The organism is Coleofasciculus chthonoplastes PCC 7420, from assembly GCF_000155555.1.
GTDB classification, from domain to species: domain Bacteria; phylum Cyanobacteriota; class Cyanobacteriia; order Cyanobacteriales; family Coleofasciculaceae; genus Coleofasciculus; species Coleofasciculus chthonoplastes_A.
Window position 1 is genome coordinate 17,796 of record NZ_DS989873.1, and the last position, 26,311, is coordinate 44,106.

Consider the following 26,311-nt stretch of genomic DNA (forward strand, 5'->3'; position numbering starts at 1 on the left):
TGTAGGGGCGGGTTTAGGGATTTTCAGCTTGGCTATTGGTGGTAACGTTTGTGCAAAACCCGCCCTGACTTAGTTTTGAGTGTTGAGTGTTGCGACACCCTCATCTCCTCCAGCTTCCCCAGCTATCCTTAATCCCAGATGAAACTAAACCCGCCCCGACACTGAGAACCGCTATAATAAATCCGCCTTTCCCAAATATGTCATTGATGAGGTGTGAACGATTGAAGTTTAAACAGTCTACTATGCGGCACTATCCGTTAAAACGCTCTACTCTAAAAAAACCAGGATTTGACTGGGTTCAGATTGCTCTGTTGGTTTGGATTGGTGTCTTAGGGGCGGCTGAACGTGCCGCCGCTCACCACCCGGTTGGGGGTAGAACCCCTGCCAATGTCTGGGAAGGGTTGCTCTCTGGATTCGCGCACCCAGTTATCGGATTTGACCATTTGGCGTTTGTTGTGGCTGTGGGTTTATTAGCCGCGAATCTTGTTCGGGGTGGTTTTATTCCGGTTGCCTTTTTGTTAACGGCAATGGTAGGTACAGGGATTCACCTGTTAGCGATTGATTTGCCGATGACTGAACTGGCAATTGCCGCTTCGGTGGTTTTGTTTGGGGCAATGCTGATAGGGCAATACCGTCTAGATTATAAAGTGTTAACTGGACTGGCTGCGATCGCGGGATTGTTTCATGGTTATGCTTATGGAGAAGCCATTATTGGTGCCGAAATGAATCCGATAGCGGCATACCTGCTGGGATTTACGCTCATTCAAGGGATTATTGCTTTCGGCGCGATGATGGCAAGTCAACTTATCCTCAAGCGATGGAGTGAGAATGCATTGGCTATCCTGCGGGTTTTCGGCTTGGCAATTTGCTCGGTGGGAGTCATGTTCCTAGCAACTGCCATTGTCGGTTGACATCTCCACTCCTTAAAAGAGAGTGGATTCTGAGCTGATGTTACGCCTCGGTCTTAAGACGCGAGGCTTCACATTTCTCACGGTATGATCGTTTTAGGTTGGAAAACAGGTCATACCGTTTCGGCAGTGTCAAGCACCATTTCACTGGTTGCCAATGACAAATGACAAATGACAAATGACTAATACATTTCCGCCTCAAGCTGACTCAGTGGTACAAAACACTCTTGCGGTAAAAGAATCGGTTTCGCCCGAAAAATCAACTTGCCACGATAGGTAAAACGGTCAATTGCCACACCCATGGGACGTTGGGTTAGATGGGGATGGACTTCATAATAGGTATGGTATATCTGCCGAGCGGCTCTGAGAAGACCCGGGTCTAACAACATCGGTAACCCTGTCCGAGTGTCTTGATACTCTTCTTGCCATTGCTGTGATGTGTATACCACCCGCCTAACCCTATTGTTTAATTCACCACCATGATTCTTGTCGGACGTTTCGCTGTAGAGCGAATCGCTGCGCTCCTGGTTGATTTAACTTATGGCTGTTTGAGAATCTCAATCAAAGCATTTCCCATCTCCTGACAACCGACAAGGGTCATTCCTGCTGACATAATATCCCCTGTACGGTTACCTTTCTCTAAAACTTTAAAAACGGCTTGCTCGATTTGGTCAGCCGCCGTTGGTTGATTCAACCCATAGCGTAGCATCATTGCCGTACTCAAGACTTGAGCCAAGGGATTTGCCTTATTTTGTCCAGCAATATCCGGGGCGGAACCGTGAACGGGTTCAAAAACGCCGGGTTCTTTTTCCCCTAAACTGGCAGAGGGTAACATGCCAATACTTCCGGTGAGCATCGCCGCCGCATCAGAAAGCACGTCTCCGAATAAATTGCCCGTGACAATCGTATCAAACTGCTTAGGTGCCCTGACTAACTGCATGGCAGCATTGTCAACATACAGATGAGATAACTCCACATCCGGATACTCAGCCGCTAATTGAGTCATGCGATCGCGCCATAATTGAGATACCTCGAGAACATTGGCTTTATCAACCGAACACAGTTTACCCTGGCGTTTGCGAGCGGTTTCAAATGCCACTCGTCCAATGCGGTCAATTTCGGCTTCGGTATACGCCATCGTATTTACACCGCGCTTTTCCCCCGTTTCAGTGGTAAAGATACCCTTGGGCTGACCGAAATAAACCCCGCCTGTCAATTCTCGCACCACCATAATATCCACCCCGTCAACCACCTCCCGTTTCAAGGTTGAGGCATCAATGAGTTGGGGTAATATGGTGGCAGGTCGCAAATTGGCAAATAAACCTAATCCTGCTCGTAATCCCAACAAACCCGTTTCCGGGCGTTGATGGCGCGGCAGGTTATCCCATTGATAACCGCCGATGGCAGCCAGTAAAACAGCGTCGCTATGGCGACATTTTTCCAGGGTGTCAGTCGGTAGGGGTTCCCCAGTAGCATCAATTGCCGCCCCTCCGATTAAGGCTTCAGTGAACTCAAAGCTAAGGTCGAACTGTGCGCCAATCACCTTTAACACATCTACCGCGACTGCCATAATTTCTGGACCAATGCCATCACCGGGCAAAAGGGTAATGCGGTAGTGCTGCTGTGCCATAACTTATCGTGTAATCTTGGGGACAATTTCAAAACGTGGACACCTGAACCTTATGACTGACCAGGCAGTCTCTTATGATAACGGCTAATTGACCCCCCTGACCGGAATCAATGTTTCAATTTTGGAATTTTGTCGGGAAGATGGGGATTAGGGATTGGGGGAGAGGTGATTAATTGAGAAGGAGAAGAACGACTTGTAATGATGAGTTGTTGAGTATTCGCTCATCGGGAACGAACTGGAGGACGCACAAAACTTATCGAGTTAGAACACTATAAGCTTTTACCTACGGAGACTGAGATTACGATGGCACTGAATTTAGTTAACCAACTGGGCGAATGGAATCCCCAGTTATTTCGGGAAATCAAAGGACGGCTTAAACCCCGCAATATTTTAATTGCCGTCGCCATGTCTTTCCTGGGACAGTTACTGCTGCTGATGGCTTTCGCGGGTAAATTACCCGTAGCTAAAGATACCATGATGGTTTACAACCGTTATTGTACAGGTTCAACTGAGGAATATTCTACAATTCCCGCCTGTCTATCCGATGGTTTGGGTGGATTTGTGATCAATTGGTCACTCTGGTGGCAGGATGTATTTTTGGGACTCAGCCTAATCGGTATTTTTGCCCTGTTAGTCGTGGGCACTTATATGCTGATTAGTGATTTGTCTCAGGAAGAACGTCGGGGTACGCTGAATTTTCTACGGTTGACTCCGGGTTCAACGCTGAGTATTTTAGGCGGCAAATTATTGGGAGTCCCCCTGTTACTTTATCTAGTCGCCGCCCTCGCCTTGCCCTTGCATCTGGTGGCGGGTTTGGCAGGTCACATTGCTTTGAGTCAGATTTTAGCGTTCTACACGGTTCTAGGTGCTAGTTGCCTATTCTTTTTCAGTGGGGCGTTACTTTTTGGCTTAGTCGGTAATTGGTTGGGCGGTTTTCAAGCGTGGTTGGGGGGTGGCGCAATTCTCCTATTCCTGTCGATTAGCACCAGCGTTATTGATGGGGGTATGAACCATGACCCCACGGATTGGCTGACCTTATTTAATCCGGCAATTTTGTTACCGTACCTGATTGATTCGAGTTCTCTCAATGTCGTTAATACATATCCAAACGGTGATTTTTGGGACTTGGGTTGGTTTTATCTCTCTCTCGGACAGACAATCTGGATGATGGCAGGATTTGCCATTCTCAATGCGGGTTTATGGAGTTACTGGATTTGGCAGGGATTAAATCGAAATTTTCACAACCCTACGGCTACCTTACTGAGTAAGCGACAAAGTTATCGGTTAACGGCTTGCTTTGAAGTGATGATTCTCGGATTTGCCCTAAATCCTCAGGTACATGAATGGAAAAGTTATGCTGAAGGATTGTTTGAGAATCTAGAAATCCTGCTGGTGTTTAACTTGATCCTATTTTTAGGGTTAATTGCAGCGTTGAGTCCCCATCGTCAAACGATGCAAGATTGGGCGCGTTACCGCCATGCCAAACGCTCGTCCCGCAAGGCTGGAATTATGGCAGACTTAATCTGGGGCAGAACCAGTCCAGCGCCTGTGGCGATTTTCTTGAATTTAGCGATCGCGTCTGCTATTTTACTGCCATGGATTCTGCTGTGGTCGCCCAGTGAATACAAGACACCCGCGATTTTGGGACTATTAGTAACTGTCAGTCTCATCGTTTTCTATGCTTCAATTGGACAGCTTATGCTGTTGATGAAAACACCGAAGCGGGCGGTTTGGGCTGCAACGGTGGTTGGTGGACTGATTATCTTACCGCCAATTATTCTGGAAGTCTTGTCCATGTCCCCATTAGTAAAACCTGCGGTATGGCTATTTTCGGCGTTTCCTTGGGCTAGCATCGAATATACGGCGGGAACATCAGTATTATTCGCCCTCGTTGGTCAATCCCTGGCTTTAGTCTTGTTGAATCTGCAACTAACGCGACAGTTGAAAAAAGCAGGTGAGTCTTCGACCAAAGCCTTACTATCTGGGCAAATGCCCTTAGAGATTCAGTAATTGAATCATCATTGGTCCTCATTGTATTCTAGAGACGCGCCATGGCGCGTCTCTACAGCTAGAATTGTGTTGGCTAAACCCTTGGAAGAAAACCCAGAAAACCTGCATAATGCAAAAAATCCGTCAATTGGTAATTCTACCATTACTAACTCTTTTCGCGATCGCCACCCTCAGCAGTTGCGGTGGTAATAGTGCAGAATCAGGAGCGATTCGAGTTGGCTCAAAAGATTTTGCTGAACAATTTATCTTAGGAGAAATGTATGCGCTGGTATTAGAAGAGGAAGGCTTTCCCGTAGAACGCAAACTTAACTTAGGGGGGACTCAGGTGACTCATGAGAGTCTCAAATCGGGAGAAATTGATTTATATCCAGAATATACAGGGACTGGATTGATCACAATTTTGAAGCGTCCCCGGAATAGCGATTCCCAAGAAGTCTATAAAATCGTTTCCCAGGAGTATGCGGAACAGTTTAATTTAGAATGGCTGGAACCCGCTCCCATGAATAATACATACACGCTGTTTATGACGCCCGATGATGCCGAACAGTATGGAATTGAAACGATTTCTGATATAGTGCCTCAAGCTAATGAACTGAAGATGGTTGGCACCTATGAGTTCCAAGGGCGTCCCGATGGATTATCCGGGCTGAAGCAAGTGTACGGTGATTTTAAACTAGCAGAGTATAAAGCTGTGAATGCCGCATTGAGGTATCAAGCCTTGGCTCAAGATCAAGCTGATATTGCCGTTGGATTTGCTACAGATGGAGAAGTCAGCGCTCTCAATTTGGTCAGAATTAAAGATGACAAAAACTTCTTTCCTCCTTATGAAGTTGCGCCCGTTGTGCGTCAGGAAGTCCTAGAAGAAAACCCAGAAATTGCCACGATACTCAACAAGCTTTCGGCAACAATTACAGATGAGACAATGCAACGTCTCAATTATCAGGTAACTGGGAAACAACGGGAACCGGGTGAGGTAGCGAAAGAGTTTCTCATTGAACAAGGATTCCTGGAATCTAATAACTAGGGTGAACTCTAGTTAAGGGTTGCTGAATCAGTATGGGGGTGAGGGGAGAGAACAAGGAACAGGGAGAGGTTGTTGTAGTGCGTTAAGCGAAGCCATGCCGCAGGCTTTGCGTCTCGCTCGCTATTGTGTCAGTTTTTTACCTATCAAGGCTTATTGCTTGCACTAAATGAACCTTAAATCGTTTGTTGTAATTTTTTATATTTTTTCATGATCAGAATGCCCAACTAGCAAAGTGAAGGGTCAAGACTACTCGGAATTGGCATGAATAGTTAACGTCAAGGGATGCATTTGGGGAAAGTCTTGCTGAATAATTCGGATAACTTTTTGTTGACTGGTTTTATTTTTTACAATAAATTGGGCAGTGCCATCGCCTTGAGAACCTACACCCTTCCCCCCTAAAATATAAGGTTGAATCGGCTCATAATTGAGCAGTTGGTGCAAAACGGGAGCCATCAATTGTTGGGAACAAGCGGGGATGAGATAGCGATCAAATTCAGCTTGAGCCTTTGTCATCAACTGACCCAGATTGGGAGCATCTCCTGCTTGCAGTGCTTCAACAGCTTCTTGAGTAATTTGATAACTAATAGTGCCGAGATAGTGCTGTACATTCTTCTGTACGTTATCAGTACCAAAGGGATAACACTGATTCAGCCGACTGAGAATTTCTTGGGTATTTTTACTCGCGCCCAGATCAACAATGACAAAAAACAAATCTTTTGGAACATTTAGCTCGATAATATCCGCCGATGCGCCATCAAAAATCATGGCAATTGGTTGATTCCCATAAGCGCAGGCTTGATCCATACGTCCGCAGCGAGAGGGTGTAGTTGTCTCACCCAGATAAGCATATTCCATTTCGCCTCGCCGATTCATTTTCAGATCATATAAATGATTAAAGGCGCGTGCGACTAAAACGCAAATAGCGGCACTGGATGATAATCCTTTCTGTATGGGTAAATCAGTGCGATAGTTATCGATTTCTACGCCACCTACTTGGAAATAGGTAAGAAAATGATAAGCGACGCCAGCCGCATAACTGCAAAATCCTCCCTTTTGGGCTTCAGCAAGGAGAACAGAGCGTTCCATGGGTAACTGAATGGGTTCTGGACGAATACCATCACTCAGGGAAGCGTGAAGAATGAAATGATTAGGGTGGGGCTTGACGTTGGCATAGAGTCCCTGGTTGGTTCCTGTGATAATGGTGTAGCCTTTTTCAAGCTGAGGATTCAGGCGGCGGTAGCCTCCCGCCCAATCGCTGTGTTCACCAAACAGACAAAGGCGACCTGGCACAAACAGTTTCATTCATAACCCCTATAATTATTGCGATCGCTATTAACTAGAGTACTCTGGAGATTAACACCTTGGCGCGATCGCTTCTAGTCGTGCCATTCAAATTTGTTGCACCTCTGATATCTTAAAAAGAAAATCTCTAAGGAAAAGCTACTATGCAACTCCCAGACGGTCCGCAGGCTCCAGCTATGTTACAGATGATCCACTGGATCGCCAAGCCATTTTCCTATATGGAAGCCTGTAATCAAAACTATGGCGACATTTTTACAGTTCCGCTGGGCAAGAAATTTACCCCTCTTGTCTTTGTTAGCAATCCCCAAGCGCTTCAGCAGATTTTAAGCAGCGATACAAAAGAGTTTGATGCTTCTGGAGAGTACAATGAGCTATTTGAACCCATGTTGGGTAACCAATCGGTGATCACCTTAAGTGGGAAGTCTCATCGCCGTCAGCGTCAGCTCATGATGCCTCCCTTTCATGGAGAACGAATGAAAGCTTATGGAGAATTAATTGCCGAGATCACAGAGCAAGTTTTACACCAGTGGGAAGTTGGGAAATCCTTCTCTGTTCGTTCGTTCATGCAGCAAATCTCACTACGGGTGATATTACAGGCTGTGTTCGGCTTATATGAGGGAGAGCGTTACCATAAACTTGAGCAACTTCTAAGTATGATGCTTGACCAAAGCAGTACCCCTGGCAGGGTCAGTGCGCTTTATTTTCCCATCCTGCGACAAGATTTAGGGGCATGGAGTCCTTGGGGACGCTTTTTGCGCCAACGACAGCAAATTGACCAACTCATCTATGATGAAATCAATGAACGTCGAGACCAACCGGACGACTCTCGTACAGACATCTTGAGTATGCTCATGTCTGCCCGTGATGAAGCGGGACAGCCCATGACTGATACGGAGTTACGAGATGAATTAATGACGTTGTTAGTCGCAGGTCACGAAACCACAGCGACGGCTCTAGCTTGGGCGTTGTACTGGATTCACAAGCTGCCAGAAGTACGCCAGAAGCTGTTAGAGGAACTGGATAGTTTAGATAACCCAGACCCCAGTACCCTGTTTCGCTTGCCCTATTTAAATGCCGTTTGCTCAGAAACCCTGCGGATTTACCCAGTGGGTATGTTGACCTTCCCACGGGTGGTGCGATCGCCTGTGGAGTTAATGGGGTATCAACTTGAACCCGATACAGTCTTGGTGGGCTGCATCTATTTGACCCATCAACGGCAGGATTTATACCCTGAACCGAAACAATTCAAGCCAGAACGTTTTCTCGAACATCATTTTTATCCTTATGAATATTTGCCGTTTGGCGGTGGCGCACGGCGTTGTATTGGTATGGCGTTTGCTCAATTTGAAATGAAAATAGTACTCGCCAAGATTTTGTCCAGTTGTGAATTAGCGCTAGCGAATAACCGTCCCGTGCGTCCTGTACGTCGAGGATTAGTTTCAGCCCCCACCGATGTGCAATTGGTGGTTACAAGTCAGCGGGTTCAGAGGACTCCAACTCCGGAAACCATTTCTGTTTGATCGAACACTGTTCTCGAATTATTCATTTCAACGCTACTGATCAACTTAGGGTAGACAATGCTAACCCTAAGTTTACAATAAGTAGGTGGACACAATAAAAGCTAACGGTGGAGAACTCCAGCATTGATGCCCAGCGTCTCTTTCTTCAGCTTATTGATCCAGCCGATGCTCAAGCGATCGCGCCTCAGTTAAACGAGCGGATCAAGCGTCGGATTGTCAATAGTAATGTCTCAATAAAGCAAAAGCCCGGAGTTCAAACTCCGGGCTAATAGCTTAAGTCCATTAAAATGGACTAGAAGTCTTAAGCTGTTCGGCATTTAAACCTTAATGTCAATAATGGTGAAATCCTTGTAGTGCGAGCCTCCCCACCACAAGACTTATTCAGCAGCCCCTACCTATACCTAATTTATATGCATGACAGCTTATCTAGTCGCCTCTGAATAAAAATGCCTGAAACCATTACAATACAATAACTACAACGACAAAGCGCCCAGGGAGACGATAAGGCGTAAAAAAAGAAGGGTAATTTAGCGTAGGAGTGACAGCCGTGATAGATGGCAAAGCTATTTCTATTTCTCTGTTTTCAGGAGCTTTTGGTTTAGACCTAGGTTTAGAGTTAGCCGGATTTCATACCGTAAGCGTGGTTGAGAAAGACCGTGATTCGGTAAAAACCATAGCCCTTAACCGACCCTATCTTCATGAAAGTGCTATCCCAAGAGCAATTGAAACAATCAGTACCCAAGATTTACTTTTAGAAGGGGGTCGAGTTTTAGGGAAGGGGAGAGCATTACGCCCGAATGAGGTGGATTTGGTGGTAGGTGGCGCACCTTGTCAGCCTTTTAGCACAGCAGGAAAAAGGGCTTCAGTCTTAGACCCTCGTGGCAGTTTATTTATGGAGTTTGTCCGTGTTGTTCGAGACATTCAACCCCGATTTTTCGTAATGGAGAATGTGAAAGGATTACTTTCTGCTGCTATTCGTCACCGACCCATTAACCAAAGGGGTGCAGATTATCCACCTTTAGAACCGGACGAAATGAGAGGTGCAGCCCTTCAGGTGGTACTGGCAGAAATGCACGAACTTGGATACAAGGTGGTGTACAACCTTTTACAAGCTGCCGATTATGGGGTTCCCCAAAATAGAGAGCGGGTTGTGTTTATTGGTTCCAGAGATAGTGAATCTGTTACATTTCCTTTGGCTACCCATTGTCAAAGCGGTAGAGATTTACCCAAGTGGCGTACTTTACGAGATGCGTTAACAAATTTAGTTGAACAAAATCCAGAGTTTACACCTTACTCAGAAAAGCGCTTAAAGTATTTGAGACTACTCAAATCAGGACAAAACTGGAGATATTTACCCGAAAATTTGAAAGAAGAAGCAATGGGGGGTGCTTACAAGTCAGGGGGTGGTAAAGTTGGATTTTACAGGCGATTGTCTTGGGATAAGCCTTCACCTACTGTGACGACAAGTCCACAGCAAAAAGCCACAGATATGTGTCACCCTGTAGAACTGCGTCCTTTGACTATGCGAGAATGTGCTAGAATCCAAACCTTTCCTGACGACTGGATTTTTTGTGGGTCAATAACGTCTAAGTATAAACAAATTGGTAATGCTGTACCTGTTGGATTAGCAAAAGCCATTGGTACTTATCTTTACAGTTTGATTAAAGGAGATAAACCGCCAGGGAAAGAACTCGTTGAACAACTCTCACTTTTCCCTTTATAAAATTTATGCCATTTCATTTACAGAGCAGTGATTAAAAAAGGCTAATACAAAGTTGCGTTCTATCATGTCATTCTGAGCGAAGCGAAGAATCTGGACAGATGCTTCGCGTCACTCCGTTTCACTGCGTTATGCTCAGCATGACAGATTCTACCTTAGACTGCAACTTGGTATAAGATTAGCTTTTGTATAAGATAATTGCACTGATTAATCAAGTTAAGAATTATTTGAAGTTTCGCTGGCAGCCAATTGAGAGAAAGCCTTGTCAATTTTCTGCAACATAGTTCTGACATGGTTTTCAACAAAATTATAATCCATACAAATTTTCTGCCAAAATTCTGAACCTGCGATTCGAGGAATTTGACTGCTATTTGAGAATGTCCATTGACCCAAATCAAAGGCAGCTATGAATAGGGGGTTTTCCTGAATACTTAACTCCTTTTCAGCTCTGGTTTTTTGGGAGCCTGTTAATGTACCTTTTGGAGTTTTTAACTGTGCAAGATAAACTGTTTCGTTTGAAAAAATGACGATATCAATACCAGTGATTTTAATATTAAATTCAAACTCTGGTACAATGACGTAAGGACTAATGTTGGATATTTCTTCCCAAAGACGTCCCATTTTTGTGCTGAGACTTCTGGTGACAGAATTGCTTGTCACCAGTAATTTTGCTCCGCATAGCTCAAATAGATTGCGTGGGTTAGGATGCCGATCAAGTATTTGTTTTTTATTTTCAAAGTCTTTTTCTAACCAGTCAATAAAATTTGTGGCAAAATCATCTGTTTTCGTTTGAATGAGTTGAGATTGTTGTTCTAATTGATTGTTTTGTTCAATTTGGTAGTAAAAATAATCTTTTGATAATGAGGAAATAATTGTCCCTAATTTGTAGGCTTTACGCAACTTTTCATCTGTTATGTGAGTAGCATCAATTAAAGAGGCGTGTTCTAAAATTAGGGCTTTCCGCTCCTTGACAGAATGTTGTCTTAGAATCTCAGCAGTTAACTCGCTTGGCATAAATATTTCTTTATAATCATTGTGCTTTCTTCGTATTCCAAAACTATCCCCAAATTCACACGTATAATTGATCCTTAGAGTGCCAGGGAGTGATTAAGTGGCTGACAAAAATTGCTAAACATCCAATCCGATCACCCTAAATTCTGGCAAATACTCCACTGTAAACTGATAGGACAACTCCTGACACGAAAGGGAAGGCAAAGTCAGCCACCATTCCAACACGCCCAACTCACCGATTTCCAGATGAGGATTAGCATCAGTGAGCCGAACTTTGAGTTGAGAATGACAACTTACTGGGAGTTGTTCCATCACCTTAACCTGGACATCTTGCTCCCGTAAATTCGCCACCGTTAACCGATACCCATACGTCACCGCTTCCCGCTGCTGATTGCCAATCAGCTTCTTATCCATCTGTCGTTCCACCAAATACCGCTCAATTTTCAACCCATCGTCCACACCTAAATCGATTTGAAACTCTTGACCGGGGGCAATATTTGGGATTTTGCTAGTACCAATAAACGTATTATCGCGAAAGATAGTTATCTGTCCCGGTAATAAAGTAACGCCATTCAAGGGATTCATCACCGTTGCTTTCAGGTAAGCAAAATTAAGTTGGCGCGACATCGCCACATACTCAGCCCTACAGGGATAATCATCTCTGTGGAAAATGGCAACCTTGTGACTCACCCCATCACTGGGAATCGTTGCTTTACTGTCAAGGGTAAACGTCACAATACCCTTTTGTCCCGGACTTTCCTCCAGTTCCTTTTGGGCTCTCAACCGCTCTAACTCGTCATCTATCGTCGGTTCAGGTTCTGGCGCTATCCCCGCAAAGGGCATATTCACCAATGTGGGGCGAGGTGCGTTATGCTCCTTTGGGTTGGTTGTTGTCCGATTTGCCAAAGCGCTAGGCTGTTGCAGATCAATATACCAAGGCGTAATTGGGGGAATTTGCCGCCCTACCCCCGGTTGAGCGGTGGAAAGGGTAAGCGCTACACCTAACCAATCCTCACCTGTGTTTTGGGTAATTTGAGCCAGGTAACTGAGTCGGGCGGTTTGCTGGCTATCTTGCCAATGGACATCATAGACAGGTTCCCAACTTGCTCCCTTAACCCTATAAGAAACCTCCATCGCCAATTCACCCGCCCCCACTGGTTCTAGGGTGACAATGATATTAAAACTGTCATGAATCTGGGGAGTAGAGAGCTGCTGAAACTGCCCTCGCACCGCCTGCAACTGAGTGTTAACCTGTTTCTGCTCCTGATCCTGTTGCGCGATCGCACCCGATAAATTCTGCCACCGTTCTCCGACAAAATCCAGCAATTCCCCGATTTGAGTCAAGTTCAACGGTTCAGGATTTTGGGATTTTGTCAAGCGTTCTAGATACTGATTGCCTAAATTTTTGATAAAATTCCGCTGTAAATTCAGCAACGTCAGCATATCTTGTCCCTGACGTCTTTGATCTTCTAACTGACCAATTTCTTCTGACAGTTGGCTAACTTTGGGGTGAGTCGCTTCACGAGTACTGCTTTTTTCCGTCCGTACCTCCAATAACCGCCCCCCTGCATGACCCGTACTAGACACCTGAACGGACTCACTCAGCAGGGTTACGGGCAAATTAGCAATCACCAGTTCCCGTTCCTCACCCGTTAGCTGCACAACCCCTCGGCGCGTGACTAGCGCCTGGTTATCATACACTGTAACGTTACAAATTTCGGTATCTACCGTCTTATTCATCCGTTCCTTTGTCCTCAAATCAAGCCCCTAACCTTAGTTCAGAGCTTGAATATAAACCCAAAAATTAAACGTCAACACCCTTGCTGTTCAATGGATGATTTTTGACGTTTTAGCTACACCTGATTTATCCTTATTCCCAGTCGGTCAATCAGGACATTGCCTGGAAGGTGAGCCATTGCCCACTCTATCAGCAAATATCTCCTGACGAATGCTGAAAGACCTACTCTTAATCACGATTACTGTCTCTTTCCCTACTCCCAGACGTGCCATGGCACATCTAGAAAATCGCGATCGCAACCGAAAACATTTCGGTCTATGAAATTCATTTTACCGATTCAGAGGTTGGATTTCCGCTAAATCCAGAATCTGGGGAATCAAATCTTCTCGCTTAATCACCATAATATGCACACCCTGACACAATTGTTGCGCGAGTTTGATTTGTTCAGCGGCAATTTTCATCCCTTCTTGCAGTGGATCGGCGGCTTCTGCCAGTCGATCGATAATTGATTGGGGGATATTAACACCGGGAACGTATTTATTCAGAAATCGAGCATTTTTCGCCGATTTAATCAAAAATATCCCCGCTAAAATCGGCTTATCGGTGTCAGCCGCAATCTTATCCATAAACATTTCCAGCCGCTGGAAATCAGCAATCAGTTGACTCTGGAAAAACTGGGCACCCGCTTCTAGTTTACGCTCAAACCGACGTTGTAATCCAGACCAACTTTTTAACTGAGGGTCAACGGCGGCTCCAGCAAATAACTCTGTCTTTCCATCTGACAATGGCTTGTCATTAGCATCGAAACCGTTATTGAGTTTACTGATTAGCTGGAGCAAACGTACTGATTCTAGATCAAAAACGGGCTTGGCGTCAGGATGATCACCGACTTTTACCGGATCACCCGTGAGGGCAAGAATGTTACGAATACCCAAAGCCTGCGCCCCCATCAGATCTGCCTGTAACCCCAATCGATTGCGATCGCGGCAAGCGATCTGACAGATCGGTTCTATCCCATGTTGGACTAAAATAGCGGCAGCGGCTAAAGAAGACATCCGCAACACTGCCCTAGATCCATCGGTAAGATTAACGGCATGGACACGATTCTTCAGTGGTTTTGCCAAGTTAATCATCTGGCTAGCGTCACCTCCCTTGGGGGGGCTAACCTCTGCCGTAATTAAGAATTTCCCTGATTTAACCGCGTCTCGGAACGAGGGTTGAGTAAGGTTTGTCATTTGTTATTTGTCATTCGTCATTCGTCATTTGTCATTTGTCATTCGTCATTCGTCATTTGTCATTCGTTGCTCCCTCATCCCCCTCATTCCCCTCATCTCCCAGACGCGCCATGGCACGTCTCTACAGAGGTGTAGAATACCCCATAGCTGCCTTGACTCTGGATAGGGTTGAGAGAGCGATCGCTTCTGCTTTCTCGCGCCCTTGACGTAAGACTGACTCTAGATAACCCTTATCTTCCATCACGGCTTGATAATTTTGCTGAATCGGTTTAAGAGCTTCAATCGTTGCCTCACTTAACACCGTTTTGAACTGTCCCCACCCCATATCCTGACATTCGGCGGCGACAGCTTCCTGGGTTTTCCCCGACAGCAGGGTATAAAGCGTGAGCAAGTTATGACACTCTGGACGTTCTGGATTATCAAATTCTAGCCCCTTAATCGGATCAGTTTTACAGCGCTTAATTTTCTTTTGAATCTCCTCTGGAGAATCCAGTAAATTAATCCGACTCATTTCCGAGGGGTCAGATTTGGACATTTTTTTAGTGCCATCGGTGAGACTCATCACCCGCGCTCCTTCTTTGCGGATTAAGGGTTCGGGCAGTTTCAGCACAGGCTTTTTCTTGCTGCCATACTGGTCATTAATCCGAATCACTATATCACGAGTCAGTTCGATATGTTGCTTTTGGTCTTCTCCTACGGGTACTAAGTCCGCATCATACAGCAAAATATCGGCTGCCATCAGCACCGGGTAATCCAGTAAACCCGTACTAACATTTTCGCCCTGCTTCACCGCCTTTTCTTTAAACTGAATCATCCGTTCCAGCCAATTTATAGGCGTGACGCAGTTAAACAGCCAGGTGAGTTCACAGTGAGCGGGGATGTGAGATTGAACAAAGATGGTGGAATCGTTCAAATCCACGCCACAGGCTAGATATAGCGCCGCGATGGTGTAGGTATCGGTGGCTAGAGTTGCTGGATTATGGGGAACCGTAATCGCGTGTAAATCGACGACGCAAAAGAAATTTTCATACTGACTCTGGGCTTCTACCCAATTACGGATTGCTCCGAGATAGTTACCCAGGTGAAGATTTCCAGTTGGTTGAACTCCAGAGAGAACGCGCTTTTTGCCCATTGATATTGGTTAAGGATTTGGAAGAGCAAAGGTGGCGATAGTCCCAGGCTTGTACCTGGTTTCGGGTCAAGCGCTGAAGGATTCGCCGTGAAACGGTGCAGATTTTTGGCAGGAACCTGAAAAACCGTATCCTCTAAGGGGGGTAAGGTGAGCCAGGATTTACCGAGCTACGCTAACGCCGATGAGGAGGCGATTGATAATTTTTTGATGATCTGCTCTATCAATTTTGCCATTACCTCGGTCGTTATGGCAGGAAAACGGTATTTTTTTGTTAATTGTAAAGTTTTTGCTAAAATCACTTATGAAATCTAAACGCCAAAATCGCTTGCTGTTCTCAGGTAGGACTAGATGGGCGGAGATTAAACAATCGGTGATCAGTGTCTGGAAGCTCAAGACGCAGCAGTTCCTCGGGGTTGGACGTAGAACTGGATTCACACCTTGAGGAAATTTCCAACTCCAGTCGTTGTGCAAATGGCAAGCACGGCTGATCATTCAATTGGTGATAACCTTCTTAAATTTTGATTGAACGGCTCATGGCTAAAATTCAATTTATTAAAGGCATTGACGAAGAAGTTGTACCTGATGTGCGCCTTACTCGCTCTCGTGATGGCAGCAATGGTACGGCAACATTTTATTTTGATAATCCCAAGGCGCTTAATGGCAACTATGGTGAAGAAATAACAGGTATATACCTGATGGACGAAGAAGGAGAGCTAGTTAGCCGAGAGGTTAAAGGCAAATTTGTCAATGGACAACCGACGGCATTAGAAGCAATTGTGATCATGAAATCGCAAGAAGAATGGGATCGTTTTATGCGTTTCATGGAGCGCTATGCTGAGGAGAATGGTTTAGGATTCAGTAAATCTTGATTCTCCAGTAGCCACGACAGAAGTTTTCCACCCGTTTTTTCGGGGCGGGTTTCACCGATAACACTGGGGGAAAAACTGATAACTGTACTAAACCCGTCCCTCTAGGGAAAATAGAGGATGTGATATGACTCATCAGCCTCATCCCAATATAGGCTCAAGATCGATCGCTTGTGCTGTGGTAACTGTCAGTGATACGCGATCGCCCGACTCTGATCGCAGTGGTTCCTGCATCCAGCAATTGCTGCGTGATGCGGGTCATGCGGTTGTCGCTTATGAGATTCTGAAGGATGAACCGAACCAGATTCAGACGTATCTGCAAGTCCTCGCCCAGCGTTCGGATATTCAGGCGGTTGTGGTTAACGGGGGTACAGGGATTGCGGCGCGAGATACCACCTATGATGCCTTAGCGAGTTTATTAGAGAAGACCTTACCCGGATTTGGTGAGGTCTTTCGTTGGCTCAGTTACCAAGAGATTGGCTCACGCGCGATCGCGTCACGGGCTGTCGCTGGAGTGTATCGCCGTAAGCTAGTTTTCTCCCTTCCTGGTTCTACGGGAGCGGTCACCCTCGCCATGGAGAAGCTCATTTTACCAGAGTTGATTCATCTGGTCACTCAGTTGGAGAAATAAATTTTCCCGATTAATTTTTTGGCTCAGGAGTTGACAAGCCCAAAAATGTTCGTTATATTTATTAAGGTCTGAGAAACAAGCCCCCATCGTCTAGAGGCCTAGGACACCTCCCTTTCACGGAGGCGACAGGGATTCGAATTCCCTTGGGGGTATTATAAAGATTAAAGGTAGAGGCGTTACAGTTAACGTCTCTACTATTTTTTTGTGACTATTTTTTTGTGTACTATTTTGGGCGTTGTGGCTTGGAACTGGAGTTTATACCAAATCCGCCTTTATAGCACTACGAGGTACGGACAGAACATCAGTTAGTCAACTCTTAACAGTCAAGAATTTCCTAACCTGTCTTAGCTACTTATCACGCCTACAATTCTGGCGTTTTTGGTATTTCCGGTGTCTCTGGCGTTTCCGGTGTCTCTGGTGTTTCCAGTGTCTCCTGGTTTTCCGGCGTATTTGGTGTATCTGGTGTATCTGGTGTTTCCGGTGTCTCTGGTGTATCTGGCGTTTCCGGCGTTTCCGGATTCTCTAGCTGACTGGATATGGTTTGAAACCGCTCAGGCGAACCCAGGGAGTAATCCTCTAGGCGAAAATCCCCAAAGGGTGTCTGTTCCAAGCGCGATCGCAAGGCTTCATCGACGATTACGCCAGGGGTTTTATTTTTCACGCCAATAATAATCATACTCCGTTGGTAAGACGTGGCATCTTGATCCGGCTGACAATTGTCTCCGTTAAATTGACCCAGATTTAAGAGGCGATAGTTGTCCACCGATGCAACATCCCGAAATAACTTTTTGGCTAACAGTTGGATTTGTTCGGCGCGTTGAAAGGCTCGCTGTTCTTCTCCCACGGGAGTTCCTTCACAGGAAGCAGTTCCCACCGAAATAATTTCACTGGGATTTTCCATCAAACTTTGTATCCCTTCGTCCTCCAAATTTGACCGTAACGCATCAATAGGGATCATCTGCTGATTATAGTTAACTTGAAAGGTACTCCCCAGTTTCCATTTATATTCCCGTGAAAGTACCGCCACACTAAATTCAGCGGTTCTCCCTTCACTATCGGCTCCCTCCACGTAAGGAAAATAATCCACATCTCCCTTTCGTTGCGGTGCTTGCGCTGGGGTAAATATCCAAACCCATTGAGAATTTAACCCGCCTGAACCGATAATTCCAATCCCTAAAATAACCAGTATTGCTAACACTAAAATCACCACTTGCCAGCGCCCAGAGTGGCGTTCTGGGGCGGGTTCGGGTTGAGGGAGGGGAGCGACTCCCACTTTCAGAGTTTCGGTCAATGTGGCGGGTTGATGCTCTAAGGCGTCTAGGCGTTGTAAAATAGCTTGGGCAGTTGGCGGGCGATCGCGAACCTGTCGCGCCATCAACTCATCGATTAACTGCAATAGGTTTGGGGAAATCCCGGTGGTGTGATTACGCCAGTTTAGTGTATCCGTTTGAGCATCATACAACTGGCTGGGATGATGTCCGGTTAACAAAAAGACGAAAGTACGTCCCAAGGCAAAGAAATCCGATTGTCTTACCGCTTCCCCATTCATTTGTTCGGGGGCGGTATACCCGGATGAAATAATCGCCGTAATCCCGCCGCCTGCGCCAACTTTCGCTAGATAGGTGCGGGTAACTTCCCGTGCTGTACCAAAATCAATTAACACCAACTGCCCATCAGGGCGAAGCATAATATTAGAGGGTTTAATATCCCGATGCAGATACTGCTGATCATGAATAAGCTGTAGAATAATTGCAAGCTGTTTTAACCACGCGATCGCTTGCGCTTCAGAAATGGGTCGATTGTGCTGTTGTTCTAACCACTGTTCTAAGGTGGGTCCTTCTATCTTTTCCATCACCAAGCAATGCAACCCCAACCCATTGCGCGTCTGATAGAGGAACGAACTATCCACTTGCGGAATACCAGGATGGTTCAGTCGCCCTAACACCACCGCCTCTTGTTCAAACAGTTCCACCGCCTTGGCGTCTTGGTTGAGATGATCCTTGAGAACTTTCAGGATTTTCGGCGTACTCCCTTCGTAGACGTCATAGATATTACCAAAGCCACTCTTATCACTAATCAGGCGCATCACCCGATAACGCCCATTCAGCAGCAACTCTGAGCCGCAGCTTTGACAGAAGCGCTGATGCTCATTCTCGGAGGTGTCAGGTTTTGGGCAAGTGGGGTTAATGCAAAGGGGCATAGGTGGCGATAGAATAGCGACAGTCTCCCTATTTAACTATAAATGAATCGGGTTTAACCCCTCACCGTTTACGATTCAACAGCCGGGGGAACCCGCCGCTATCTGTCCCACAGCGTACCATTGATGTAGGGGTATGGCATTGCTCACCTGTGTCAACTTAAGCTCAACCCCTCACCCCCAGCCCCTCTCCCACGCCGGGGAGAGGGGAGCGGGGAGAGGGTTCCCCTTCTCCCCACGGTCCGGAGTTGGGGTTAGGGGATGAGGGGGAAAATGTTGAGGAGTAGATAGACACGGTTTAAAACCTTGCCAGCATTGGTTTTCTACCTTAAGTTGACACTAATGGGCATTGCCGTACCCTTACAGATTACGATAAGGAGTGAATATGGGCTGCTCAACCGCAATCCGAACGATTCAAGACTTACAAGAACGCCGGGATGAATTACTTGCCATTTTTGCCAAACATGGCGCTCACAGTGTACGGATATTTGGTTCTGTCGCACGGGGAGAAGCAACCGATAAGAGCGATATTGATTTTTTGATTGATTATGATCGAAACTGCACGAGTGCTTGGTTTCCAGGGGGATTAATCAATGATTTAGAGTCTTTCTTGAACAGTAAGGTGGACATTACAACTGTTCGGGGTTTAAGTCCACTAATTGCTGAGAATGTATTCCAAGAGGCGATCGAATTATAAATGAATGTAAAGCATGAGTAGAGCCGTCAACCATCTTATCTACATTCGCAATGCTATCTCGGAAATTCGCCAGTGGACGCTCCAAGGAGAAACGGAATTTAAGAAAAATATTGTTCTGATCAAAGCAACATTGTACAATCTGCAAACCTTGGCAGAATCCACCAGTCTATTACCCCAGGCTTGGAAAGATGAACATCCTGAAGTCGATTGGAATGGAATCAAATCGTTTCGTAATTTTTTGGCACATCAGTATATGGAAATTGATACTGATACAGTCTGGGATGTCGTCACACGGGATTTATCAAACCTTGAAGCCGCTATCGAAGCGATCGCCCGCGATCACTTCAATGAGTAAGGATGTGCGAAAAAATAGGAGGAATCTATTCAGCAGCAATTGTGAGCCACAACTTTGACAGAAGCGCTGATGCTCATTCTCTGAGGTGTCGGGTTTTGGGCAGGTTGGGTTAATGCAAAGGGGCATAGGTGGCGATAGAATAGCGACAGTCTCCCTATTTTATAAATGAATCGGGTTAAACCCCCTCACCGTTTACAGCGCAACAGCTAGGGGAAGCTACCGTCACCTATCTCACATCACCCATTCGTAGCAGCACACAGCCTACCATTGGTGTAGGGGCTCTTTCATTGCCGTGTCCTTACTTTCATCTACCCCTTGTTAGAATTCAATAATCGACATCTACATAAAAAGAGAGCTATGAATCAACGACCTGGGGAAGTAATTGCTATCTCTATTGCTTGTATCTACTTGAGTATTTATTGGCTAATAGTTTGGTTTATTCTACTCCTATTACAAACATGGGGCAATATAGAGATGGAGATATTTGTCGATTCGCCATTACATTTTATAGGACAACTTATTTTTCTAGTATAACAAAAATTTCCAATAATCAAATTTGATATTGCCCGTAATTGGACACCAAAAGCGTTGCGATTTATAAGTAGGTAGGCACAATAAAAGTTAATGAAGCAGATCATCATTTGTCCTTAATGATGAAAATCTTGTAGTGCGAGCATCTTGCTCGCTACTAATACCCAATTTAAATGCATGACAGCTTACTTCGACACTAGCAATATTAGCAACTTACCCAGCCACGCGATCGCACGCACATTGACATCAGCCTATCTCACCAGAAACTAGCGTTTGTGTCCTCCACGCGATCGCACAATCCTCTATAGTGGTATAACGCCTCCGTAGTGAGTCAGTCTCCCGGCTTGAGCGGAACACAAGCATCGTTTCCCTCAATCGTGCGATCGCGCTACTATGTATGGATAGCCTTACCCCAGATGTTGCCAAGGAAATCGCAGCTGAACTTGCCTTGCGCTTGCTTGACAAGGAAAGAGAAAAAACTAGGAGTGTGGAAACCCGCGCCGCGTCTACAACCGCCGAGCGATTTCTGCAACCGTCATCATTTTTATCTCATGCCTCCTCATCAATTTCTACAGACACCGCCTCTAACTCCGCTTCCAACTGCTCAATCGTTGGCAAACTTCCCTGCAACTGCTCCGGTAAAGCATCCCGCAATTGATAAGTCGAAACCCCAATCGGTTTATTCACATCTCGCAGCGCATATTCGACAAGTGTCTGATTTTTCGTCTTACATAAAATGATGCCAATACTCGGATGGTCGTCTGGATGTCGCAATAAATCATCAACAGCCGATACATAAAAATTCATCTTGCCCGAAAATTCCGGCTTAAATTCTTTCATCTTCAGGTCAATAACGACAAAACAGCGCAAACGCAAGTGATAAAAAAGCAGGTCAATATAAAAATCCTCATCCCCAACGTTTAAATGATATTGGTTGCCAACGAAGGCAAAACCAACGCCTAGTTCAAGCAGAAACTCCCGGATATGTTCAATTAATCCCCGTTCTAAATCCTTTTCCTGGGCGTCATCCGCCAGCGTTAAAAAATCAAAATTGTAGGGGTCTTTCAGCACCTCCCGCACCAAATCCGATTGAGCAGGAGGTAGCGTCAACTGGAAATTTGCTGCCCTCTCTGGTTGAAACTGTCGCTGGTAAAGCTTCGTATCGATGTGATGCCAAAGAACAGAACGACTCCAACCCTGTTCTAGCGTCTTGTGAATATACCAAAGCCGAGCCTGAACATCCTTGACTTTTTCCAGCAACAGAACATTATGACCCCAAGGAATTTCTGCCACAGCCTGTGGCAGATTTTGCCCATCCAATTCTGCCACAGAGTTAGAGAGTTCTTGTATCTGCTGGGTATAAGCAAGATAAAAAGCTCGCATCCGCCAAATATTACGAGCAGAAAATCCCTTCACGCCAGGGAACGCCTGCTGTAAATCCTTTGCCAAGCGCTCAATCACAGCAGTTCCCCACCCTTCTAGCTTCTGCCGTTCAACAATTTTTCCGCCAATATCCCAGTACAGCCGAATCAATTCTCGATTAACCGCTAAAACCGCTTGGATTTGAGCCGACTGAATCCGCGATTTAATCTGTTTGAGAATCTCTCCATAATCCGGCGGTAATTGCAGATTACGCTTTTTTCTAGGAGCCATACCCTAACTCCTTGTCTAGTTTCTGATATCGTTCCTGAAACGCATCGGAAATATACTTGAGGAATATTAACCCCAGAACAACGTGCTTGTATTCGACCGCATCCATAAGACCGCGTAGTTTATCCGCTGCTGTCCACAGGGTTTGTTCAAAGCATAATTTAGCGCCATTGCTAGTTTTTGCGCTGTTCCCCTTCGTTTTACTACTGGTCTTTTTTGGGCGTGGCACGCTTGGCAATCCTCAAGTTAGGTTTATTTAAATGCAATTTATTGTTTAATTAATCGTAAATTTCTTGTTATTTTAGCATAGTTAAAACGGAGGAACCTCATTTCCTCAATACTAGCCATATTAGCAATTTGCCTAGCCACGCGATCGCACGCACATTGACATCAGCCTATCTCACCAGAAACTAGCGTTTGTGTCCTCCACGCGATCGCACAATCCTCTATAGTGGTGTAACGCCTCATCGTCAGTCAGTCTCCCGGCTTGAGCGGAACACAAGCATCGTTTCCCTCAATCGTGCGATCGCGCTACCATGTATGAATAGCCTTACACTTGACAAGGAAAGAGAAAAAACTAGGGTGGGGAAACCCGCGTAGGCGGGTTTTGTTTGTGTAGCTGCGGTTTCAACCGCCCAGCGATTTCTCCGCGTCTACAACCGCCCAATTAACTATTATGTCTAATCTATTATGTCTAATCGCGCCGAAACCCTAGCCAAAATTATAGAACAACGCCAACCCTTAGTTCAGAGCATCGCTGATGTCGAGGAACATCTGAGAAATCTGACCAACTTGCTCCGCTCCTTAGATCAACGGCGTCATATCTTAAAGGATAAACTAGACCAACCCGAAGTGTGCGATCGCCTCAGCCAAATCGACTTTTCCCCATTGCGCTTACAGATTAGCACGCAACTGGAGCAACTGCATCAACTTCGCGATCGCTTCTCCCGCCCTACCTTAAATATTGGCGTCGTGGGACTCATGGGTCAAGGGAAAAGTACCTTCCTCCAGAGTATCAGTGGACTCACCGATGATGAAATCCCCGCCCTCCGAGGCGGTGCTTGTACCGCTGTTCGCAGCACCATTTATCATCAACCAGGAGAACCCTATGCTGAAGTAACGGTTCATTCTGAACAGACGTTTTTACAAGAAGTCATTCAGCCCTATTACCAGGAATTAGAATTAGCTGATCCTCCCAAAACCATAGATGAATTTGCCGGAACATTACCAGAATTTTCGGGGACAGATGCGACGAAAAAGTCCATGTATGAGCATCTCAAAGAAGACTACCATAAACACTTACCCATGTACAGACACTTACTCCTGTCTGGCGCACCCCGAAAACTACCCCCCATTCCCAAAGAACGGATTCATGAATATGTCGCCCAACGCCGCTTTCCCCAAGGCGAATTAATTACCTTTGATCATTTAGCCGTTCGCGAAGTTAAAATCTTCTGTCCCTTCAAAAATTCCGATGTTGGTAAAATTGCCTTAGTCGATGTACCCGGTTTAGGAGATACTCGTTTAGGCGATGAGAAACTCATCCTAGAAACCATCGGACAAGAGGTGGATTTAGTAATTTTTATTCGCCGTCCCGATAGACTCCGCTATGGATGGGAAAAACGGGATACAGATTTATACAACACCGCAGCCGAAGCATTAAACAATCTAGAGAATCGCTCATTTATGATTCTCAACCATGTCACCGGAACCGATGACAACATGGAAGCCTGTCAGAAACATCAAACCAGTATCCACGATAAACATATTGATGTCATCCGCTGCAAAATTGCCGATTGTTCTAATTCAGAGGAAACCAATGCCATTCTCGACTTAGTTCTCAACTATCTGGCAAATAACATCACCTACTTAGATGAGCAACATGCCCGCGTTTACCAGAAAAAACTTAAAGAACTGCAAATCTTGCTTAATGCGGAACTAGAGAAAGCCCGTCTTGTTTGGTCAGGTGGCTTAATTGTTGATGATATCAATGAACAAGGTAAATTTTTGCGATTATTCAATAAACTCTGGGCAAATCTAACGCGGGGACTGGAAGAACTATTAGATCAGCTCGACATAGCCAAGGAGCGCGATGAACAAGATATCTTTAAACAACAGGTTGAATCCATTATCCAAACCTGCAAAAGCGATACAGGTATACCCACAGAGGAACCCCTCAACGAAATCATTGCCCGACGGTTTGAAGAAGGGGATTGGCAAACCACTTATGCTAAATACCTCCATGAAATCCGTAATCATCTCACTCGCCATTTTCACGCTATGGACATGGGACTAAAAGAATATGTGAAACAGGCAAAATCTCAAGTTACGGAGGTACTGATAAATCAAGGAAATTTAGGAGAACTCACCCCAGCCAGAGGATCAGAATTTCTTAAAGCCATGGCAGAAATCATTCCTGATAATTTAGTCCGACTCAAGCACGCTTTCCAAACCCTATCAAATTTTGAAATGTCCTATAAAGCCAACTTTCATTATCGGATTCGTCCTCATTTAGATAATCTCAATCCAGATAAAACCAATCTCCGTTTGTCGGCATCAAATGCCATGGACTCGCGAGAGATTAAGGCACAGGAAATCTTCACCTATTTGGAAACATTACAAGAAGAAGCCTTGTTTAAATGTCAACACGCCTTAGAAGATTTTTACGGTGAACCGGGTCAAGCTGCGTTTGCTGAAGTTGAAGAATTTGTTGATCAGGTACTGCGAGCCAAAGATGTCAAGAATGAATGGCAAATCTTTTTATTCCAAGAAAAAGCTCAGGTTTGGTCGAAAGAATTTGGCGATAACCAAGAGGGTGATGATCGTCAACAATGGTTATCATTAGTGGATCAATCAATAGCCGCTAACTCCCTAAAACAACTCCAGTTTTTGAATTAATTTAGACTTGGCGCGATCAATTCGCTCGTAGTGAGCGCTTTAGCGCCGTTCGTAGTGAGCGCTTTAGCGCTCTTTCATAAGAACTGGATTTCAGCGACTCACCCCTACATCCTACATGAGATACACAGACTTGTTCTAGAATTATATTAAAATTAAAGGCAGGTTTTGTATAAAAGTTAAAAAAACAATCAATAGTAATCCCTAAACCCGCCCCTACAGACGTGTTATGGCGCGTCTCTACCCAAAGGATGGAGAAAGATGCCTAAAGAACTCAATATAACCATGCTTGGTGCGAGTGGTGTCGGAAAGACGACATTATTAACCTCAATGTATGAACAATTTGAAGCAACCAGTCGTCAAGCCAATCTACACTTAAAACCCGATATCGAAACAGCAGCTATCCTAGAACGGTATCTGGCTCAACTCAAAAGTTTAACCTACGAATTTAAGGCTGATGAACGCACCAAAGGGATTCGCGGCACCCTAGCCGTCGCTGGACCCGAATCCTTACCCTCTTACCGTTTTGATTTAGGCTTAAATGACAAAAAAGATGACCTGCGGCTACAGTTTCGAGATTATCCCGGCGGCTATATTTTACCCAGTGATGTGGCGGGGAGGCGATTTGTGCAGAAGATGTTGCGGGAATGTGCAGCAGTTATCGTGGCAATTGATACGCCAGCGCTGATGGAACTCAACGGTAGATGGCATGAAGTGAGAAATAAGCCCGATGAGATTATGGCATTGTTTAAAACAGCCTACCAAAAGTTAGACGAACCCAAGTTGGTCATTTTGGCTCCTGTAAAGTGTGAAACCTATATGCAAGATGAAGTATCTGCCAACAATCTGATCAAACAGATTCAAGAAAAATATGCACCGTTACTGAAATTTTTTCAAGAGCCAAGACGAGCCGATAAAATTGCCGTCGTCACAACTCCGGTACAAACTGTTGGCTGTGTAGTATTCCTCAAAATCGAGGTCGAAAATTTGAATCAACCCCGCTTTTATTTTCGCAAGACGAGTTTTGATGCCAAATATAGTCCCCAAGATAGCGAACAGTTGCTGCGGTATTTATTGCGATTTTTGTTAAAAGTCTATATTCAAAATCGAAATTGGTCAATGTTTAACGTCGTGCGGGAATTGTTCAACCCTGATGCTCAACTCAAGCAAGCGGTAGAGCAGTTTGCTCAAGGGTGCAAAACAAACGGAGGATTTGCTGTTCTCCAAGGTAAATCACTATTAACACTGTAATATTCGTC

Annotated in this window: 22 protein-coding genes, 1 tRNA gene and 2 pseudogenes; 13 read left to right on the forward strand and 12 right to left on the reverse strand. The window is 45.3% G+C overall.

Features of this window, described 5'->3' with window-relative positions; translation table 11 throughout:
* Positions 1-221 precede the first annotated feature (221 nt).
* Entirely contained in the window at positions 222-911 is a 690-nt protein-coding gene (locus MC7420_RS31205; RefSeq protein WP_232231824.1) for a HupE/UreJ family protein, read from the forward strand.
* 179 nt (positions 912-1,090) lie between these two features.
* Here MC7420_RS31205 and MC7420_RS31210 read toward each other — a convergent pair whose 3' ends face one another.
* Complete coding sequence (locus MC7420_RS31210; RefSeq protein WP_044210808.1) at positions 1,091-1,357, reverse strand: hypothetical protein; 267 nt, start codon at positions 1,355-1,357, stop codon at positions 1,091-1,093.
* Positions 1,358-1,446: 89 nt separating this feature from the next.
* Entirely contained in the window at positions 1,447-2,538 is a 1,092-nt protein-coding gene (gene leuB / locus MC7420_RS31215; RefSeq protein WP_006105770.1) for a 3-isopropylmalate dehydrogenase, read from the reverse strand.
* A gap of 303 nt (positions 2,539-2,841) precedes the next feature.
* On the opposite strand from leuB, the gene MC7420_RS31220 reads away from it, so the two are divergent.
* Both MC7420_RS31220 and MC7420_RS31225 read left to right on the forward strand, forming a co-directional pair.
* Positions 2,842-4,548 (forward strand): hypothetical protein, encoded by a 1,707-nt coding sequence (locus MC7420_RS31220; RefSeq protein ID WP_006105774.1) that lies wholly within the window; start codon positions 2,842-2,844, stop codon positions 4,546-4,548.
* Positions 4,549-4,657: 109 nt separating this feature from the next.
* Positions 4,658-5,572 (forward strand): glycine betaine ABC transporter substrate-binding protein, encoded by a 915-nt coding sequence (locus MC7420_RS31225; protein ID WP_006105699.1) that lies wholly within the window; start codon positions 4,658-4,660, stop codon positions 5,570-5,572.
* Between the two features lie 246 nt (positions 5,573-5,818).
* Here the strand turns inward: MC7420_RS31225 and MC7420_RS31230 are convergent, their stop codons facing one another.
* Positions 5,819-6,874 carry a GHMP family kinase ATP-binding protein gene (locus MC7420_RS31230; protein WP_006105729.1) on the reverse strand — a complete coding sequence of 352 codons (1,056 nt, stop codon included), beginning with the start codon at positions 6,872-6,874 and terminating at the stop codon, positions 5,819-5,821.
* A gap of 143 nt (positions 6,875-7,017) precedes the next feature.
* Here MC7420_RS31230 and MC7420_RS31235 point away from each other — a divergent pair, with 143 nt between their 5' ends.
* From MC7420_RS31235 to MC7420_RS31240, 3 genes are all read left to right on the forward strand, one after another.
* Complete coding sequence (locus MC7420_RS31235; RefSeq protein ID WP_006105706.1) at positions 7,018-8,394, forward strand: cytochrome P450; 1,377 nt, start codon at positions 7,018-7,020, stop codon at positions 8,392-8,394.
* Between the two features lie 107 nt (positions 8,395-8,501).
* A complete protein-coding gene (locus MC7420_RS40835; protein WP_006105698.1) occupies positions 8,502-8,663 on the forward strand; it encodes a hypothetical protein in 162 nt (53 codons plus the stop codon).
* Positions 8,664-8,941: 278 nt separating this feature from the next.
* Positions 8,942-10,117: a DNA cytosine methyltransferase gene (locus tag MC7420_RS31240; protein WP_006105728.1), complete on the forward strand. Its 1,176-nt coding sequence runs from the start codon at positions 8,942-8,944 to the stop codon at positions 10,115-10,117.
* Between the two features lie 213 nt (positions 10,118-10,330).
* On the opposite strand, the gene MC7420_RS31245 is transcribed toward MC7420_RS31240, so the two are convergent.
* The 4 genes from MC7420_RS31245 to trpS all read right to left on the reverse strand — a co-directional run bounded on the left by MC7420_RS31245 (position 10,331) and on the right by trpS (position 15,230).
* Positions 10,331-11,128: a hypothetical protein gene (locus MC7420_RS31245; RefSeq protein ID WP_006105765.1), complete on the reverse strand. Its 798-nt coding sequence runs from the start codon at positions 11,126-11,128 to the stop codon at positions 10,331-10,333.
* Positions 11,129-11,242: 114 nt separating this feature from the next.
* Entirely contained in the window at positions 11,243-12,865 is a 1,623-nt protein-coding gene (locus MC7420_RS31250; protein WP_006105741.1) for a mucoidy inhibitor MuiA family protein, read from the reverse strand.
* Between the two features lie 327 nt (positions 12,866-13,192).
* Positions 13,193-14,098, reverse strand: coding sequence for a methylenetetrahydrofolate reductase (locus MC7420_RS31255; protein WP_006105771.1), 906 nt, complete (start codon positions 14,096-14,098; stop codon positions 13,193-13,195).
* Positions 14,099-14,219: 121 nt separating this feature from the next.
* Complete coding sequence (gene trpS, locus MC7420_RS31260; protein WP_006105749.1) at positions 14,220-15,230, reverse strand: tryptophan--tRNA ligase; 1,011 nt, start codon at positions 15,228-15,230, stop codon at positions 14,220-14,222.
* Between the two features lie 533 nt (positions 15,231-15,763).
* On the opposite strand from trpS, the gene psb28 reads away from it, so the two are divergent.
* Entirely contained in the window at positions 15,764-16,099 is a 336-nt protein-coding gene (gene psb28 / locus MC7420_RS31265) for a photosystem II reaction center protein Psb28 (RefSeq protein WP_044210815.1), read from the forward strand.
* Here the strand turns inward: psb28 and MC7420_RS40840 are convergent.
* Positions 16,086-16,232 carry a hypothetical protein gene (locus tag MC7420_RS40840; protein ID WP_157453409.1) on the reverse strand — a complete coding sequence of 49 codons (147 nt, stop codon included), beginning with the start codon at positions 16,230-16,232 and terminating at the stop codon, positions 16,086-16,088. The two genes, psb28 and MC7420_RS40840, sit on opposite strands and share 14 nt — an antisense overlap.
* Between MC7420_RS40840 and MC7420_RS31270 the strand changes: the two genes are divergently transcribed.
* Both MC7420_RS31270 and MC7420_RS31275 read left to right on the forward strand, forming a co-directional pair.
* Positions 16,224-16,727 carry a MogA/MoaB family molybdenum cofactor biosynthesis protein gene (locus MC7420_RS31270; protein ID WP_044210816.1) on the forward strand — a complete coding sequence of 168 codons (504 nt, stop codon included), beginning with the start codon at positions 16,224-16,226 and terminating at the stop codon, positions 16,725-16,727. The genes MC7420_RS40840 and MC7420_RS31270 overlap by 9 nt on opposite strands.
* A gap of 79 nt (positions 16,728-16,806) precedes the next feature.
* Positions 16,807-16,879: transfer RNA gene (locus tag MC7420_RS31275), tRNA-Glu, on the forward strand.
* 209 nt (positions 16,880-17,088) lie between these two features.
* Here MC7420_RS31275 and MC7420_RS31280 read toward each other — a convergent pair.
* Complete coding sequence (locus MC7420_RS31280) at positions 17,089-18,927, reverse strand: serine/threonine-protein kinase (protein ID WP_006105710.1); 1,839 nt, start codon at positions 18,925-18,927, stop codon at positions 17,089-17,091.
* Between the two features lie 382 nt (positions 18,928-19,309).
* Between MC7420_RS31280 and MC7420_RS31285 the strand changes: the two genes are divergently transcribed.
* Entirely contained in the window at positions 19,310-19,621 is a 312-nt protein-coding gene (locus MC7420_RS31285) for a nucleotidyltransferase family protein (protein ID WP_006105762.1), read from the forward strand.
* Between the two features lie 13 nt (positions 19,622-19,634).
* Entirely contained in the window at positions 19,635-19,976 is a 342-nt protein-coding gene (locus tag MC7420_RS31290; RefSeq protein WP_006105708.1) for a HepT-like ribonuclease domain-containing protein, read from the forward strand.
* 27 nt (positions 19,977-20,003) lie between these two features.
* Here the strand turns inward: MC7420_RS31290 and MC7420_RS44350 are convergent.
* The 3 genes and pseudogenes from MC7420_RS44350 to MC7420_RS31300 form a co-directional block, all read right to left on the reverse strand.
* Positions 20,004-20,102: pseudogene (locus tag MC7420_RS44350) on the reverse strand (4-Cys prefix domain-containing protein); the annotation flags it as partial.
* A 954-nt stretch (positions 20,103-21,056) separates the two neighbouring features.
* Complete coding sequence (locus tag MC7420_RS31295; protein WP_006105733.1) at positions 21,057-22,160, reverse strand: PDDEXK nuclease domain-containing protein; 1,104 nt, start codon at positions 22,158-22,160, stop codon at positions 21,057-21,059.
* Between the two features lie 16 nt (positions 22,161-22,176).
* Positions 22,177-22,386, reverse strand: a pseudogene (locus MC7420_RS31300) (type I restriction-modification system subunit M N-terminal domain-containing protein); the annotation flags it as partial.
* A gap of 461 nt (positions 22,387-22,847) precedes the next feature.
* On the opposite strand from MC7420_RS31300, the gene MC7420_RS31305 reads away from it, so the two are divergent.
* Together MC7420_RS31305 and MC7420_RS31310 are read left to right on the forward strand one after the other, a co-directional pair.
* Positions 22,848-25,055, forward strand: coding sequence for a dynamin family protein (locus MC7420_RS31305; protein WP_006105719.1), 2,208 nt, complete (start codon positions 22,848-22,850; stop codon positions 25,053-25,055).
* Positions 25,056-25,313: 258 nt separating this feature from the next.
* Positions 25,314-26,303, forward strand: a complete 990-nt coding sequence (locus MC7420_RS31310) for a hypothetical protein (RefSeq protein WP_006105745.1) — start codon at positions 25,314-25,316, stop codon at positions 26,301-26,303.
* Positions 26,304-26,311: the final 8 nt, after the last annotated feature.